The following is a 15,032-nucleotide window of genomic DNA, read 5'->3' as shown; positions in this document are numbered from 1 at the left end:
TCACGGCCTTTTATCAATAATTATAACGGGTTTCCGGCTAAGTTTCGGAAACTGAAGGGCACGGATATCTTCAATATCCAGATATTCAATACTTGGTAAGACTCTTAATTTGGCTCTAAAGTGATCTTTAATGTTTTGTAATAACGCTTCAGTTGGGGTGTTGGTTCCTATTTTTATAGAAATTTCGTCAGTACCAATACTATTGTGATACAATTCAATTACAAAATTCTCAACGGCGCTAAATTCATTTAAAACATTTTGTAGTGCTGGTGGATATAAAGTAGTGCCTTTGTATTTAATCATTTGTTTTTTACGGCCTACAACAGGACCTAAACGCATTGTGTTTCTGCCACAACTACACGGTTCTGTGTGAGCAATAACCATATCTCCTGTTTTAAAACGTAACAATGGCATTGCTTCAATACCGAGTGAGGTAATGGTTAATTCACCAACTTCTCCTTCTGTTACAGGGGTGTTATTATGATCTAAGATTTCAATGATAATAAGTTCTGGATGATGATGACCACCATTTTGCATTTCACATTCTGAAAACGCCGTGCTCATTTCGGTTGAAGCGTAGGTTGAAAATAGGTCAATAGCCCAACTTGCCTTAATTTTTTCTGATAAAACATTTTCTGAAAAGTCTTGGTTGCGCAGCGGTTCGCCAATGCAAATAGCACCTTTAACGCCGGATTTTTTTAAATCAATTCCGTTTACATTGGCATATTCAATCAGTTTTAATAAAAACGAGGGTACAGCTATTAAATAGGTCGGTTTAAATTTTATAATGGAGTCCCATTGCAATTCTAGGCTTCCGGCGCCTACACGAATAATTCCTGCTCCTAATTTACGAGCACCTAGAAAGTAAGCTAAACCTGCCATAAAACGGCGATCTATAGTGGTGGTAAGTTGTAAAACATCTTCTTTTTTTACACCTGCACATGCAAAAGAAATAGCTTCGTTATAGGCTAAACGCTCCAAATCGTTATCTGTTAATGCAAACGTTACAGGATCACCAAGTGTACCTGAAGTTGTGACATAATCGATAATAGCGTGTTTTGGAACACACAAAAAATCGTCGTTATGCTGTTGTAAATCTTCTTTTGTCGTTAACGGTAAAGTGGCTAAATCTTCCAGTGTCTGTATGCTATCTATCGCAATATTTTTCGCTCTAAATAGGTTTTGGTAATACGGAGATTTTTCGTTTAAATACACCATTAATTCTCTTAGTTTTTTTTCTTGAAGAGATTTGATTTCACTTAACGATGCTATTTCTAATTTGGGGATCATTTGTTCGATTTTCGAGTGGCTTTTTTTAAATATTTTGTAATATGTTCAGTATCTAAAAGCGTTGGTATTTCTTTAGTTAGAGCGCTTTCGTAAGCTTCTGCTGCAGCACTATACTCTTTGTGTTTGTAGTAATAATTGCCCGCCAAAGCGTATGCTTTCCAATAGTTTGGGTTTAATACGATGGCCTTATTTAATACAGCGTTGTCGAGAGATACATTGTTATTGATAGCGTGCTCGATTTGACGTTCTAGAATTCTATACGCTTCATAATTAGCATAGGCTTTGGTGTCTAAAAAAGGATCTTTAGCAATATTTAAAGATGTGTTTTGAAGTGATTGCGCCGAAGGATTTTGATCGCGGTTATTAAACACTGTATTTAAATCGTAAGCAACAAATTCTCCCAACTGATACGGGTTTGAAGAAATCCAAACCTTTAAATCTTCAGGCTGAAACACGATACCGTGATGCGCCAATAACTGATTCAAAGCTTTTTCATTGCCATACCCGATGGCATGGTCATTGTGTCCCTTTTTGTTTCTTAAAATCGAAACACCTCGAGTTGGATTAAGAGTCGTATTTTGATTTAAAAGGGTCTCCATTCTATTAAATCTGTAAGCAGAATGGCTTTCTTCTATAGCTTTTAAATTCCGTTTATCTGAAACATACGTATTGCTTTGAAAATGATTAGAGCATACCAATTGATTGTTATTTTGAACGTCGTAAACACCAAATTTTTTAGGTGAGACTTCAATTATGACTGCGCGTTTATCTTTGGCACTTCCCACCATTATAGACTCTGAAACGAAAACTTCTCGCGATTTTGCAATTGCAATCGCTTCGTCTATAGTCGAAGCATATTGCAAAATTTCTCGTGTAACTATAGAAATTGGTGTTTTGGCCACCAAAGGAATTTTAGATTTTCCAGCGTTAATAGTTACAGTTAAACCTTGTGTATTCATTCCGGAAACCACTCCTATCATTCCGCCCCAGGTTACCGATACAAATGGGTGACCAGCAGTTGGGTTTATAAAGGCAATTATTTTATTTTCAGCAAAATCATCACCAGCATAAAAATCGAAATTACGTCCAATAAGTAGCTTTTTGTCCTCTGTTTTTTCTCCCCAAGCTGCAAACGAGGTGCAACCAACCAGAGCTAAATCTTGTAAAGCGTGGCCTATATCGTGTGCGCCTTGTAAATAGAGTGTTCTTAAATAAGGCGGTGCGATCCCATTAAATTCGGGAGAGGCATAATTTGAAAGTCCATAAATCTCGGTTTTAAACTCTTCAAGAACATGTTTGTACATTTTACGATTGTACCACGATAAAAACTTACGTAAAAACTTCTGTTTACCTTCAGAAGGTACTAATTCTCTTATTTTATTAAAAAAAATGGCTTCTTGTTTATACATTAAGCTATCTGATAAAAGCCCTGTGATTAAGCCTATTTCCAACGGATTTCCTTCGATATATAATTCCCAAAGGCCTTGTTTGTTTTTTATTAAGAAATTATTTCCTGCAAAAAAAGTAGAATCATTTATGATTTGTTTTTCTGGTATTACGGTTTTATATTTAATAATTTCTGGTCGGTTATTAACCGATTTATTAATGCCACAAGAGCTTAAAACACATAGTGAAATAGAGATTAAACATAGACTATAAAACGATTGTAGCTTACCCATGATTATAGGTTTTGTTATACTTTTTATTAACACGTTTCACCATTTTTTCTTCTTTATAATCTACCCACGATTGCCCAACGGTTCTACGCATCACGTTTTCGAAAGTTCGCATAAAAACGATATTAATTACAAGTTCTGTAAACTGTTTAAATTGTCTTGGAAACGCGCGTAGTGTTATAGAGAATCCGCCATTGTCATAAGTAATGTAATGCCAATAGCCACTTGGCATATAAAGGGCATCACCATGTTTCATTGTAACCGAAATGCCTTCCGCTAATTGTAAAGCAGGATATTTTTCAAAATTTGGATTGTCCATATCTATCGTCTCCAAATTATGAACCGTAAACGGAACTTTGTATAAATTCTTGGCTTGATCGGGAGCAAAAAGCGTCACTTTTTTTGTGCCGTGAAAATGAAAATGAACCAAATCTGCCAAATCCATATCGTAATGTGCTAGAACTTTCGATCCCTTCCCACCAAAAAACATAACTGGTAATTTTTTAAAGAATTTTAATCCGATGTCGGGATAGCTGAAATCTTTAAGGAGTTCTGGCATTTTTTGAAGCACATTGTAAAAGAACATACGCAAATCGGTAGGCTGCGTTTTTAAAATATCGATATAATCGTACAGCTTCATTTTTTTAGCGGGCGCCACCGAGTTTTGTCTCCCTTTTGTAGGTTCGTTATTATACAATGGTACAATTTGGTCACCGGCCAAACTCTGGATGTAATCGAGGTTCCACTTAGTGTATGCCGGCCAATCTTTAGATAAGTCCTCAATTAAAACAGGACGTTGTTTTTTATAATACTCTGTTATAAATTCTTCTTTTGTCAAGGACTTAACTCTAGTAATAGGTTTGGTTTTTAGTGTTCCCATTGGTTTTAATTAAGACTTCGTTTCTTTAATATGAATACATTAAATAATATTGGTTGAATGGTAAATGCCACCACTAAAGCCGACGTTATTCCGATTATTGTAACAATTGAAATAGAGTATAATGCCGGATGTTTGGCGAAAACTAAAACCCCAACGCCAAAAATTGTAGTGATAACCGATAGAATTACTGACGTCTTATACATAGGTAACGTGTTTATTCCAGTTTTTTGCTCTTGGAGTAATCCATTCGTTATAAAAATACTATAATCTATGCCCAGACCAAAAATAAATGTTGAAATTATGATATTAAAAATATTGAATTCAATAGAAAACAGACCCATTATACCGATAGTAATACACCATGTTAGCATAATGGGTATACACGTTACTAAGGTCAGTTTTACGTTTCTGTAAAACAACAGTAGCAACACGACTACAACGGCGAAGGAATATATTATAAGTTGGTTAAAATCGTTTTTTAAATTGCCGAGTAGCGTTTCATTTATCGCTTGACGATCGATAACCAATGTGTTTGGTGTGTTTTTAAACGATGTTTTAAGTCGTGCTACTTGATTGTCTTCAAGAGTTACTAAAGAGGATACGGCATTAAAACCATTTTCACTCGCTATAAAGTCGTCGATAGAAATCGTGTTTAATGTCCTGTAATCGTTAAGTTCTAGTGGAGTGAAAGATTTTTCTAATAATTGGTAAAACGCATTAAATGTTTCGGGTTTAAAGCCAAATTGTGTGCCGCTAGTTATTAATTGCTGCTTAGTAAAACCTACGTGTTCCGGAGACCAGAACGCCTGCCATTGGTTAATTTTTTCTCGTTGTTTTTTTTCAGAATAGACTAAAGCCCCCACCGAATTAAAACTGCTAATTTGTTGTTGCTGTTCTAAAGTGGTTAATCTCTTTACAATGTTATCGTTAGCTTCTAAAGCCACTTGAAGCGTGTCGCTATAGGTTACAATATATAAGGATTTTGAAGCGGCATTAGTTAGTTTTTCAAGTCGGTTTTCGGCGTTTTTAATAGCTGGGGGCATATAATTCAATTTCGAAATGTCTTGATTGAATTGTACGTTGTTATAGGTGAATAGGCTTGTAATGCACAACAAAATAACGGCGCCAATAATAAATGTATTACGATGAAACGGATAGCTTGCAACTGCATCGATAAATGTTTTTCGATGTGCTGAAGCATTGTTTTTAACGGTGTATACTTGCGGAATAAATATTAAGGCAAATACTGAAGCGCCTAGTACGCTAATGGCGGCAAATATCCCCAAATCTTGTAGCGCTTGCGAGTCTATAAACAACAAACATAAAAAAGCTAGAGCTGTTGTTAAACTGCTCATTAAAATAGGTTTTGTAACGCTTTTATAGAGCGCCGTCGTGTCTTCTTTATTTCTAATGTGGGTTAAAATATGTAACGAATAATCGAGAGTTACCCCAAGTAAAATCGCTCCAATCCCTAAAGAAATGGCCGAAATAGTCTCGCGAATTAAAAAGAGAATAGCCACCGATAATAACCCTCCAAAAAGTGTCGGCGTAAATAAAATAAGCGGAATACTAAGTTTCTTATAAAAGACGATAAACAAAATCATTAAGACAGTAAGTGCAATACTAATGGTAAGCTGAATATCTTTTTTTATTTGTTGTGCATTGGCCACAGCAATAAGGGTTCCGCCAAAATATTCGCTAGAAACAGTGTCTGAAAAACTGATATTTAATTCGTCTTGAATGTTATAAAGTCCGTTGGCAAAGGCAACATTTTTATTGGTTTCACTCGATCCGTATTGGGGAGTGATAAATAGTAACAAGTGCGATTCGTTTTTGCTAACTATAAACCCGTTCTTAAGCTGGAAGTCTTTATGTATGCCAAGTTTTTGCAAATGCTTAACGGCTAGCAGTGAGATACCTAAGGGGTCCTTAACAATAGTTTGTTTAGCAATAAGCCCCGAAGGTGATATTAAGGTTTTATAATTCGCTTCGGTACGTTTTAAAATTGAGTCTTTTTGGCGACGGTTTTCTAGTATTTTATAATCGGAATCTGTTAAAAATAAAGGCGCATTCTCGTAAACAAAGTTTAAAGTTTCAAAAATAGTATCGTCGCCTACTTGTCCTTGAATAGCTTTTGTGTATTCAGATAAATTCAGATTTACACTGTCTATAAATGCTTCAGCATATTGTGTTAAATCATTAAGTGTGCCGTTGTCTTTTCGGTTTACGATTACCACAATTTTATCTGAAAAATGGGCAGTTTGTAATACTTTTTGAAGTTGTTTGTTCTCTGAGTTTTCTGGAATTAGTTTAGAAATGTCTTCTTCAAACGTAATTTGAGATGCCACTGCCATCAACACTAAACTGAAAACAGCAATAATAATCGCAAAGAGGACTTTCTTCTTATTAAAAAAATGACATAGAGAAATGAATATATTATCCATAAACATTTTCTTTTTTCTGATTAAAAAAAGACAAAACGATATAGCCTAAAAGTCCACAAGAAATCGCTGCTAAAAGCGATAATGTAATACTGCCAATAATATAGGTTTCTAAGTGATCTAAAAGATCCAATTGCGTTGTAAAATCTTGCAGAGAATAAGCTGTTCGCTTCCCTAAAATCCAATTTCCAGTTTGCAGACTAATTAAGAGTACAAAAGGAATTAAGGGTGGTAAACTAATGTTAGAAAAGGCAAAAGCAATCACTTTATTTAATTTAAAAACTACGGCTAAAAACAAAACGATGACGGTATGAAATCCCCAAAGCGGCGATAAGCCTATAAAAACGCCTAAAGCAATGGAGAACGCTTTCTTTTTTGGAGAATCGCCGTGTTGTAAAAAGTCCTCAATGAGAAATCGTTTCAGTCCTTTTTTTTTTAATTTCCTGAAAAAGTCTCTCGGAGTAATATAAAATAAACGGACTAACAAAAACCAAATAATAAGCACGACAATACGTGCAATATCCATAAAGGGTCTAAAGTGCGAGACGCGTTCATTTTCGTCGTAAAGTACGTGAATAGGTACGTGGCCAATGGAAATACCTGCCCAATGCGATTTCACAATAGCTTCGACTTCAAACTCAAATTTTTTGGTGCTTTTTAAATATCTAAATGCGGCCATCGCCTTAACAGGATACAATCTAAAACCAGATTGCGAGTCGCGTAAGTCCAAGCCGGTAACAGCACGAACCCAATAACTCGATATGCGATTTCCTTTTGCACTAGCCGCAAAAACATTGGCTTCATTCATATTCCTGTCACCAATTAAAAGCAGGTTTTTATTTTCTGCAGCGGCTAAGGCCTCGATAAAAACAGGAATATCTTTCGCGAAATGTTGGCCGTCACTATCTAAAGTAATCGCATAGTCGAAACCTTGGTCTACCGCGTGTTTAAAACCTGTTTTTAAGGCGGTGCCTTTTCCTGTGTTTTTAGGTTTTTTAATGTGGTCTATCTGTGGATATTTACTAAGAATATCCGACGTTTCTTGAGTCGATCCGTCGTTAACAACAATAATAGAATCTGTAAAATTTAAAACACTATCTAAAACGCGCTTTAGCGTGTTCTGGTTGTTATACGTGGGTATAATAACACAACAATTGTAACTTTTAAAATGAGATTTTACGGTATCTAAGTTCATTTATAATTTCTTGCTAGCGACGGGCACGGTGCCATTTAATATTTTACAAATGTAGCATTACATTTTAACACTAAGGTGTGGTCTGGAAAAGAACTACTACTTTTTATCTTAATGATATCATTTTCTTTTTTAATATCCATCTGAAAATGAAGGATATTATTTCTATTCGGGTCTACTACTTGAAGAAACTTAAGATTAGAAAGCGCTTGTAATTTAAGATTACACTGCAGCGCTTGTTCTAAACTGTTTTTAATAATTTGAAGCATTATCACACCAGGAGTAATTGGGTTTTCTGGAAAATGACCGCTAAAAATACTGTGATTTTTATTTAATTCTACACAGTTTCCAAACGAAAAAGCGCTGGTTTTATGTGCGTCTAAAATAGTATAGAAATCTGAAAATAACATAGGGGTTTTTATAAAAAGGCAGCGTTAAGAACCGGAACATTTATCTGTTTATTAATAAAGGAAATGGTCGTAAAATCGGCATTAGGCTCAATTAACTTTACGCTATTCACTTCCCCATTTTTAGAGAATTGAAGCTCGAAAGTATTGATGAATTTACTTAATCTTTTATTGTTAGGTTGAAACGTAACCATAAAACCGTTGGGATGTTTGAAATAAGTAATGGCAAACTCTTCATCATCAAACATATCACCTTTTACACTATTAACAATTAAGGCGTTTAAGCTTCTAAATAATCTATTCGAGTTTAGATTAATTTCAGCGGTCTTGCCTTCATTAGAAACAAATAGTTTATCTCCCTTAAAGATAGCGGTGTTTTCGTAAGGTTTCGTGTATTCCCAAAGTACTTTGTTTGGAGCTTTAAACTTTAAAATCCCTTCGGAAATAATCGTGTTCTCTAAAATACTCAAGTGTTTTTCTTGTATAAAACCGCTTACAATACTTGTCGTTTTTTTAGCAGTATGCTTCACTTGTTTTTTAAACGCAAGGGCTTCAGTAATTGATAGTTTTTCTTGCGCCGAAAGGGTGTTCAGCGTAAAATAGAATACGAGACATACTAAGACTAGAATTTTATTTTTCATGGAGTAAATCGTTAGTTGTGACCAGAGTGTAATGCTCAGACTGTAACACTTGCAATATGTGTTCCAAAACAGGAATACAGGTTACTTGGTTGTCGTGTAATAATATAATTCCACCGGGTTTAATCCGTTTTAAAACACGTTTCGAAATGGTTTTTGGAGATTTAAAAAAAGTGTCGAATGAGCGATTACTCCATCCTACACAAGTATGGTTCGTCGTTTTTAAAGCCGATGCTAAATGCGGTGTTGTAACTCCAAAGGGCGGTCTAAATAGTTTGGTTTGTCTCCCGGTAGTTTGTTTAATGAGTGCATCGGTACGTTCTATTTCTTTTAACCACGATTTTTTAGTGCTAAAACCAATCGTTTTACTATGTGAATACGAGTGATTCCCGATAGCGTGGCCATCGATTGTAATGGCTTTTAAAAGGTCTGGATGTTTTTCTATTTGCCGCCCAATACAGAAAAAAGTAGCTTTGGCGTTGTATTGTTTTAAAAGCGCTAATACTTGTGGTGTAAATTCCGGATTCGGACCATCATCGAAGGTGATAGCAATAACTTTTTTTGTGGTTTTAAGATGGATAAATGCTTTTGTAAACCAATCCCAACGCATTGTAAGAGAGGCGATGCCTAGTATTATAAAACCAAAAAATAGATATAAAACGAGCCACCAAATAGAAATAAGTTCTAAGGTTATAAAAACAATAATAAGGCAACAAAATAGTGAAAAAAAACTGACGTATAGTTTAAAATTTATCATAGTGAGAGCAAGATAAAACTATGATCTCGACCGTTAAATTGATTGTATAGCAAAATGGTTTTTATGGAATTTTTAGAATTATCTCCTATTATTAACGTATCGTAAATTTGTTGGTTTTTTAAGATGTAAACACCTAAATATAGCGCCATAGCCGATGCCGTAAAATATTCGCCGAAAAGATGTTTGTAATGTAACTGAGACGTTGTTATTGGAAAAATAGCACGAGCTTTAGAATAATAAGAATCATAAACAGAGCCATTATTACCACAAATTACAGCGTCAATGTCTTTGGGTTTGTAATTGTTTTCAGCTAAAAACTCATTTAAAACTGTGGGCACCTCTTGTTCTGTAATGTTGCTAAATGTTTTTATGTCATTAAGCTGAATGGCTTTTTCTTGCTTTTCTGAAGATAATACAAAAAAGGAGGCACCTTCACTAAACGGGACCTGTACGCCGTGCTTTTTATCTTCTACTAGTAGGGTGTAATCTATAAACTCCTTTCCTAATTCATCGATTCCTCCTACTAAAACAGACCGGGAGTCGTCATTTTTAATTAATAATTGACCGTCTAACAATGCCGATTCGAAGGATAAAGCGCCGTGTACATACGTGTTATTATAGGCGTTGCATTGTAAGGCCAAAGCAATTTGCGCACCCACCGTATTGTGAGTGGATTGTATAAAAGATGTTGGTGTTAAATACGCTTCGTCGTTTGCAATTAAGGCATTCAAGAAATTTTCTGTGTCTTCAATACAGCCCATTCCAGTACCCGTTAAAATGGCATCAGGATTTGTAATATTTGCTTTTTCTAATGCTTTTTTACCTGCGGTAACGCCCATTTTTACTCCTGTGGCCATACGGCGTAACGCTCCAGGTGCAATATATGTTTTGTATTGTGGGTGATTAGCGTTTGCTTTTTTTGAAGTTATAGGGTTGCTTTCTGAAAGATTTAAGTCCGTTTCAAACGTATTTTGAGCCGAAATAGAAACTGCGCTATGAATGTAACAGGCTTTCATTATTTTGAAAAAATTAAAGTTGAACAATTGCCACCAAATCCGAAAGAATTAGACAGCACGTTATGAATCTCTTTTCTTTTTACAGTCGTTACTGGATGTAAATGAGTCGTTGCAATTGGCGTTTTAAAATTTAGATTAGGAAATATAACGTTTTCCTGAAGGGCTAAAACGGCATAGACAGCCTCAATTGCTCCTGCTGCTGCCAGTGTATGACCCGTAAATGCTTTAGTAGAACTGAAGTCGGGAACAGTGTTTCCAAAAACACGTCTTATAGCAATGCTTTCCGTTATATCATTGTTTGCTGTTGCTGTGCCGTGTGCATTAATATAACTAATATCTGAAGGCACTAAATGTCCTTTTTTTAAAGCGTCTTGCATCGCTAAATAAGCCCCTTCGCCGTTTTGTGACGAAGCCGTTTGATGAAAAGCATCGTTAGCGTTGCCGTAACCTGCCAAATAGCCCAACACTTTTTTATTTTCTTTGTCTACAATTTCTTGAGATTCTAAGACCAAATAAGCGGCGGCTTCACCCAAATTTAAACCAGTGCGGTTGGCATCAAAAGGACGACAATTAGAATCGGAAAGAATCATTAAGGTTTTAAAGCCGTTAATAGTAAACTTCGAAAGTGGGTCTACACCACCAACAATAACACGATCTAAAGTGCCTGCTTTTATTAATCGTGCACCCAACATAATTGCATTTGCTGCCGATGAGCAAGCGGTGCTAATTGTAGTCACAAAACCGGTGATGCCAATAGCATCTGCCATTTTCTGAGTACTATCGCCGGCATGATGACTGTTAATATATTTTTGAGCTTCTTTATTAGAGCAGTACTCTTTAATATGCATTTCTGTTTTATCCATTCCGCCAACCGAAGTCGAAGAGATAAAACCTGTTTTATATGCGTTTACATCGGTGATATTTGCATTTAACAACGCCTGTTTAGCCGCGTGTAATCCTAATAAAGCGGTTCGTGTGAACGCATTGTTTTTAGGAAGGTTCAAAACGTCGCTAAGTTGGGTGTTCGTTAAGTTAACCTCGCCAACTTTTATAGAATTAGCGTGATGCGTTTGCAGTGATGAAAGGGACGAAATACCAGATTTTGAAGCTAATAAAGCCTCTAGATTTTCACATACAGAATTGCCAATTGCCGAAATTATTCCCATTCCGGTAATTGCGATTTTTGAGTTTATGGCGTTATTTTGCTCTGTTTTTTTCAATGTAATCAGCTAAAACCGCAATAGATTGAAAAATCTCTTTTCCTTCTTTTGGGTCTGTTAATTTAATACCGTAGTCTTTATCTAACATTACCATTAATTCTAAAGCATCAATAGAATCGAGTCCTAAGCCGTCTCCAAAAAGGGCATCGTCATCATTTATATCTTCAACAGAAAACTCTTCTAAATTTAGAAGCTCTATAATATTTTCTTTCAGTTCTTGTATTAAGTTGCTCATGGGGTATTGTATAGTCTTGTTATTTCTTCTGTATTGTGATTAATAGTACCATTTTTTCCTACTATGTACAAAAAGGCATCATAGTTGTTTCCGTCGAAATCTACCCAACCGCAAAGTGTTTTTTCTGCTTTGTTAGTGTTTAATAAGTAGCTTGAATTAAGGTGTAAATGGTCTGCGTTAAAGCGCTCAAAGATAAAAAAACTATTTTCAGAAAGTAACTTGTGCTTAATACTTATTTCTCCAAGGCAAATATTTGGGAGTGTATACACAAATAGCGACGGACTTGGGTAATAATTATCCGGATCTATAATGGTATTTTGATGCTTTCTATCGGTATCTAAACTCGACGCTTTATTAGATAAAAGCAACGCAATATTGTGTTCTTTGGTGGGTGATAAATTGGCGTTTTTTAATAGAATATCGGCAGTCAAAAAAGCCAGTTTACTCAAATTATCCATTTTAAAAAACTTAGGATAGTTCGTGTTTAATTGCTTTGCGGCTTGTTTTATAAATGCTGAAAACTCTGGTGTATCGTCAGAAAAAATAGGGGTACCGTTTAAAGACACCACTTTATTTTTTATGGTGCAATACGATTCTATGTAAATATTTTTAGTCACAGGTTAATCTCTTTTTTTACAAACGAGCAGTGTATGGTAATCGCCAAGCGGATGGTCTTCTGTTAGGGTTAAACCTGCTTTCTCAATTAATTTTTTAAACACATTGGCAGGATACATTTTACTGGTTCCGTTGGCCAAGGCTGTAAAGTAAAGAGATGTGGCTTCTAAAGCAAATTTAGCCTTTTCAAATTTTTGTCTGTCGGTAAATGTTTCAACAATTATAAGTTCTGTTTTGGCAGTCATTGCTTTTACACACGTCGATAAAATAGTAATGATCTCAGATTCTGAAAAGCAATCTAGAAATTGGCTCATCCAAATAACATCTGGAGAACCCTTAATTTCGGGGGTAGGAAGTAGCCAATTAATACTTTGTCCTGAAACGCGATTTTTAAAACCTGCAGCTTCAATTGTCTTTAATGCTTTATTTAATTGTCCTGGTAAATCGAATATTTTAATCGCGACTGAAGGATTAGTGCGTAAACAATGCAAAGCAAATTTTCCTGTATTACCTCCAATATCGAAAATAGTTTTCGGGTTATTTCTAAAAACGTAATCCAAGGCTTCTTCAAAAATACCATCAGAATAATGATGATCGAATTCAAACCACGATTTTTGTGTTTCGGGCTCTAATTCCGAAAGCCCCTCGTAAATAGTATCCCAGTCCCCAAAGACTTTTAAACCTTCAGGTTTTTCGTTTTTTATAGCCTCATTTAAATGGTATAAACCTTCGTAACACACATCGTTTGTAAAATTGAGGTTAACGGCAACTGTTTTATCAAAATTTAGAAAATATCCAGTTTTTGTGAGACTGTATTTCTCTTTTGTTTTTTCTACAAGGTTTGCGCTTTCTGCAATTTCTAATAAAACGCCAAGACCATACGTGCTAATAGATAATTGCTCAGAAATTTCTTCTATCGAGAGACCTCCTTTTTTTCGATGTTCGAAAATTAGTGTTAAAACGCCTAGCTTTTTTAATGACACCGAAGATTGAAATACGAAGGGTGCAAAAGCAATTTTATGAGCTTCCTCTAATGCATTGATTGCGCTAGTTGTTTTTTTAGTCATTTGTTAATTTTTCTGTCTGTGCTTTTTTAAATAAAACAGCGGTATTGGACCCTCCAAAACCTGATGCTGTTTTTAAAAATATGGTATTAGTGTTGGAGATGGTTTTTTCTATAATATTTAAAGATTTTGAAACACCCAGTGTATCGTATCCCAAAGATTTAAATAAGGTGTTTTGATGTAAACTATGCATCCCAACAAGTGTTTCTATTAGGCCTGAAGCCCCTAAAGTATGCCCAAAGTAACCTTTTAAACTGTGAATAGGAGTGGTACATAAACTTAATCGGTTAAAAGCGATAGCTTCCATTTCGTCATTAAAAAGAGTTGCGGTACCGTGAGCAGAAATAAAATCGATGTCTTGAGTTGCTATATTAGCTTCTGCAATGGCAGCGCTTACACATCTAAATAATCCTTCGCCTGTACGAGATGGTCCAGAAATGTGGTTGGCATCGTTACATGATCCATCACCTAAAATTTCTACAGCTTCAGGGCATAAATATTCTCGTTGCGAGGTCACCAAAACACTAGCAGCTGCTTCGCCTAAATTTACTCCTGTTCTATTTTTGTCGTAAGGTTTACATGGCGAATCGGCCATTGCTTGAAACGAATTGAATCCAGATAAGACAAAAGGGTTTACCGTGTCACCACCGACAATAAAAACGTGATTGTAAACACCTTCTTTAATGTAGCGTTTTGCAATGGCGGTTGCCAAAAGCCCAGAAACACAAGCGTTAGACAATACAATAGCCTCGTTTTTAAATCCGAAATAGTCTTTAATTTCAGTGCCTAAAGTACTTAAATAGGCGCGGTCTTCAGGAAATGAAGAGTTGTTTAACACGTCGATATTTCCTTTTGTTGAAGAAATAATAAGTCCGACATTTTTATCTAAAGAAACATTTGAAGCTTCAATTGTTCGCTGCAGCGAGAGCAACATCATTTTTTCAAGTTTCGTGTATTTTTTTGTTGTTTCTAAAGGTTTGAAAGCTGCTTCTAAATCGTTTGGAGGAATTACCGAACCATAAAACGGGATGTGTAAATACGCTGGATCATCTATTAAGAAAATTCCAGAAACTTTATTTTTTATATTTAGTACTACCCTTTCGGCAGTAAAACCTAAAGCAGAAACAATATTATGATGTGAGAGATATACTTTAGACATTTAAAAGGTTGTGTTTAGTTTTCCATTGTTTATAAAACTCAGGATGTAATAATGCCATTTCTCCGTTATCTAATTTGGTAAATACTTGGATGGTTTCTCCTGTGCAAATAATTTGGTTCGCTTCATTTTTAATACAATAAGAAAACTGCAGTTTTGCGGCAGCTGTATTAATATACGTCGTTTCAATATATGCGATATCTCCATAACGCAGCGGTAGTTTGTGCGACGTATTTGTGTTTACAATGGGCGTGGCGTAACCTTCTTTTTTGATCTCTAAATAGGATAAGCCAAATTGACGCCCAAATGCTTCTCTGCCATCTTCAAAATAGTTTATATAATGTCCGTGCCAAACAATTTGTAACGAATCAACCTCGCTAAAACGCACGCGAAGACTGTGTTTATGTGTTAAATGAGAGGGGACTTGTGTTTTGTACGTCATTAT

General features: G+C 35.5%; 15 protein-coding genes. All 15 read right to left on the bottom strand.

Going from position 1 to position 15,032, the window contains the following annotated elements; all coding sequences use genetic code 11:
- Genes ES676_RS07965 through ES676_RS07895 form a run of 15 tightly spaced genes read right to left on the bottom strand, consistent with a single transcriptional unit; the run spans position 1 to position 15,029 of the window.
- Positions 1-1,290, bottom strand: coding sequence for a phenylacetate--CoA ligase family protein (locus ES676_RS07965; RefSeq protein WP_148369794.1), 1,290 nt, complete (start codon positions 1,288-1,290; stop codon positions 1-3).
- The gene (locus tag ES676_RS07960) at positions 1,287-2,969 is read right to left on the bottom strand and encodes a C45 family autoproteolytic acyltransferase/hydolase (protein WP_148369793.1); all 1,683 of its coding nucleotides are present in this window, start codon (positions 2,967-2,969) and stop codon (positions 1,287-1,289) included. The genes ES676_RS07965 and ES676_RS07960 overlap by 4 nt, the downstream gene beginning before the upstream one ends.
- Positions 2,962-3,846 carry a cupin-like domain-containing protein gene (locus ES676_RS07955; protein WP_148369792.1) on the bottom strand — a complete coding sequence of 295 codons (885 nt, stop codon included), beginning with the start codon at positions 3,844-3,846 and terminating at the stop codon, positions 2,962-2,964. Before ES676_RS07955 ends, ES676_RS07960 begins: the two co-directional genes overlap by 8 nt.
- A 5-nt stretch (positions 3,847-3,851) precedes the next feature.
- A complete protein-coding gene (locus ES676_RS07950; RefSeq protein ID WP_170234439.1) occupies positions 3,852-6,290 on the bottom strand; it encodes an MMPL family transporter in 2,439 nt (812 codons plus the stop codon).
- Positions 6,283-7,482: a DUF2062 domain-containing protein gene (locus tag ES676_RS07945; protein WP_148369790.1), complete on the bottom strand. Its 1,200-nt coding sequence runs from the start codon at positions 7,480-7,482 to the stop codon at positions 6,283-6,285. Before ES676_RS07945 ends, ES676_RS07950 begins: the two co-directional genes overlap by 8 nt.
- A 35-nt stretch (positions 7,483-7,517) precedes the next feature.
- Positions 7,518-7,889, bottom strand: coding sequence for a hotdog family protein (locus tag ES676_RS07940; protein WP_148369789.1), 372 nt, complete (start codon positions 7,887-7,889; stop codon positions 7,518-7,520).
- Between the two features lie 8 nt (positions 7,890-7,897).
- Positions 7,898-8,527 carry a LolA family protein gene (locus ES676_RS07935; RefSeq protein WP_148369788.1) on the bottom strand — a complete coding sequence of 210 codons (630 nt, stop codon included), beginning with the start codon at positions 8,525-8,527 and terminating at the stop codon, positions 7,898-7,900.
- The gene (locus ES676_RS07930; protein ID WP_148369787.1) at positions 8,517-9,281 is read right to left on the bottom strand and encodes a polysaccharide deacetylase family protein; all 765 of its coding nucleotides are present in this window, start codon (positions 9,279-9,281) and stop codon (positions 8,517-8,519) included. Before ES676_RS07930 ends, ES676_RS07935 begins: the two co-directional genes overlap by 11 nt.
- Positions 9,278-10,297, bottom strand: coding sequence for a beta-ketoacyl synthase chain length factor (locus ES676_RS07925; RefSeq protein WP_148369786.1), 1,020 nt, complete (start codon positions 10,295-10,297; stop codon positions 9,278-9,280). The genes ES676_RS07930 and ES676_RS07925 overlap by 4 nt, the downstream gene beginning before the upstream one ends.
- Positions 10,297-11,490, bottom strand: coding sequence for a beta-ketoacyl-[acyl-carrier-protein] synthase family protein (locus ES676_RS07920; protein ID WP_148369933.1), 1,194 nt, complete (start codon positions 11,488-11,490; stop codon positions 10,297-10,299). Before ES676_RS07920 ends, ES676_RS07925 begins: the two co-directional genes overlap by 1 nt.
- Positions 11,491-11,494: 4 nt before the next feature.
- The gene (locus ES676_RS07915) at positions 11,495-11,752 is read right to left on the bottom strand and encodes a phosphopantetheine-binding protein (RefSeq protein ID WP_148369785.1); all 258 of its coding nucleotides are present in this window, start codon (positions 11,750-11,752) and stop codon (positions 11,495-11,497) included.
- Positions 11,749-12,369, bottom strand: a complete 621-nt coding sequence (locus tag ES676_RS07910; RefSeq protein WP_148369784.1) for a 3-oxoacyl-ACP synthase — start codon at positions 12,367-12,369, stop codon at positions 11,749-11,751. The genes ES676_RS07915 and ES676_RS07910 overlap by 4 nt, the downstream gene beginning before the upstream one ends.
- 3 nt (positions 12,370-12,372) lie before the next feature.
- Positions 12,373-13,434 (bottom strand): methyltransferase, encoded by a 1,062-nt coding sequence (locus tag ES676_RS07905; protein ID WP_148369783.1) that lies wholly within the window; start codon positions 13,432-13,434, stop codon positions 12,373-12,375.
- Complete coding sequence (locus tag ES676_RS07900; protein ID WP_148369782.1) at positions 13,427-14,590, bottom strand: beta-ketoacyl-[acyl-carrier-protein] synthase family protein; 1,164 nt, start codon at positions 14,588-14,590, stop codon at positions 13,427-13,429. The genes ES676_RS07905 and ES676_RS07900 overlap by 8 nt, the downstream gene beginning before the upstream one ends.
- Complete coding sequence (locus ES676_RS07895) at positions 14,583-15,029, bottom strand: acyl-CoA thioesterase (protein WP_148369781.1); 447 nt, start codon at positions 15,027-15,029, stop codon at positions 14,583-14,585. The genes ES676_RS07900 and ES676_RS07895 overlap by 8 nt, the downstream gene beginning before the upstream one ends.
- Positions 15,030-15,032 lie beyond the last annotated feature (3 nt).

This window comes from Bizionia saleffrena (assembly GCF_008086175.1).
Lineage (GTDB): Bacteria > Bacteroidota > Bacteroidia > Flavobacteriales > Flavobacteriaceae > Bizionia > Bizionia saleffrena.
The sequence above is the reverse complement of the archived record's forward strand: the minus strand, read 5'-3'. Positions and strand labels throughout refer to the sequence as shown.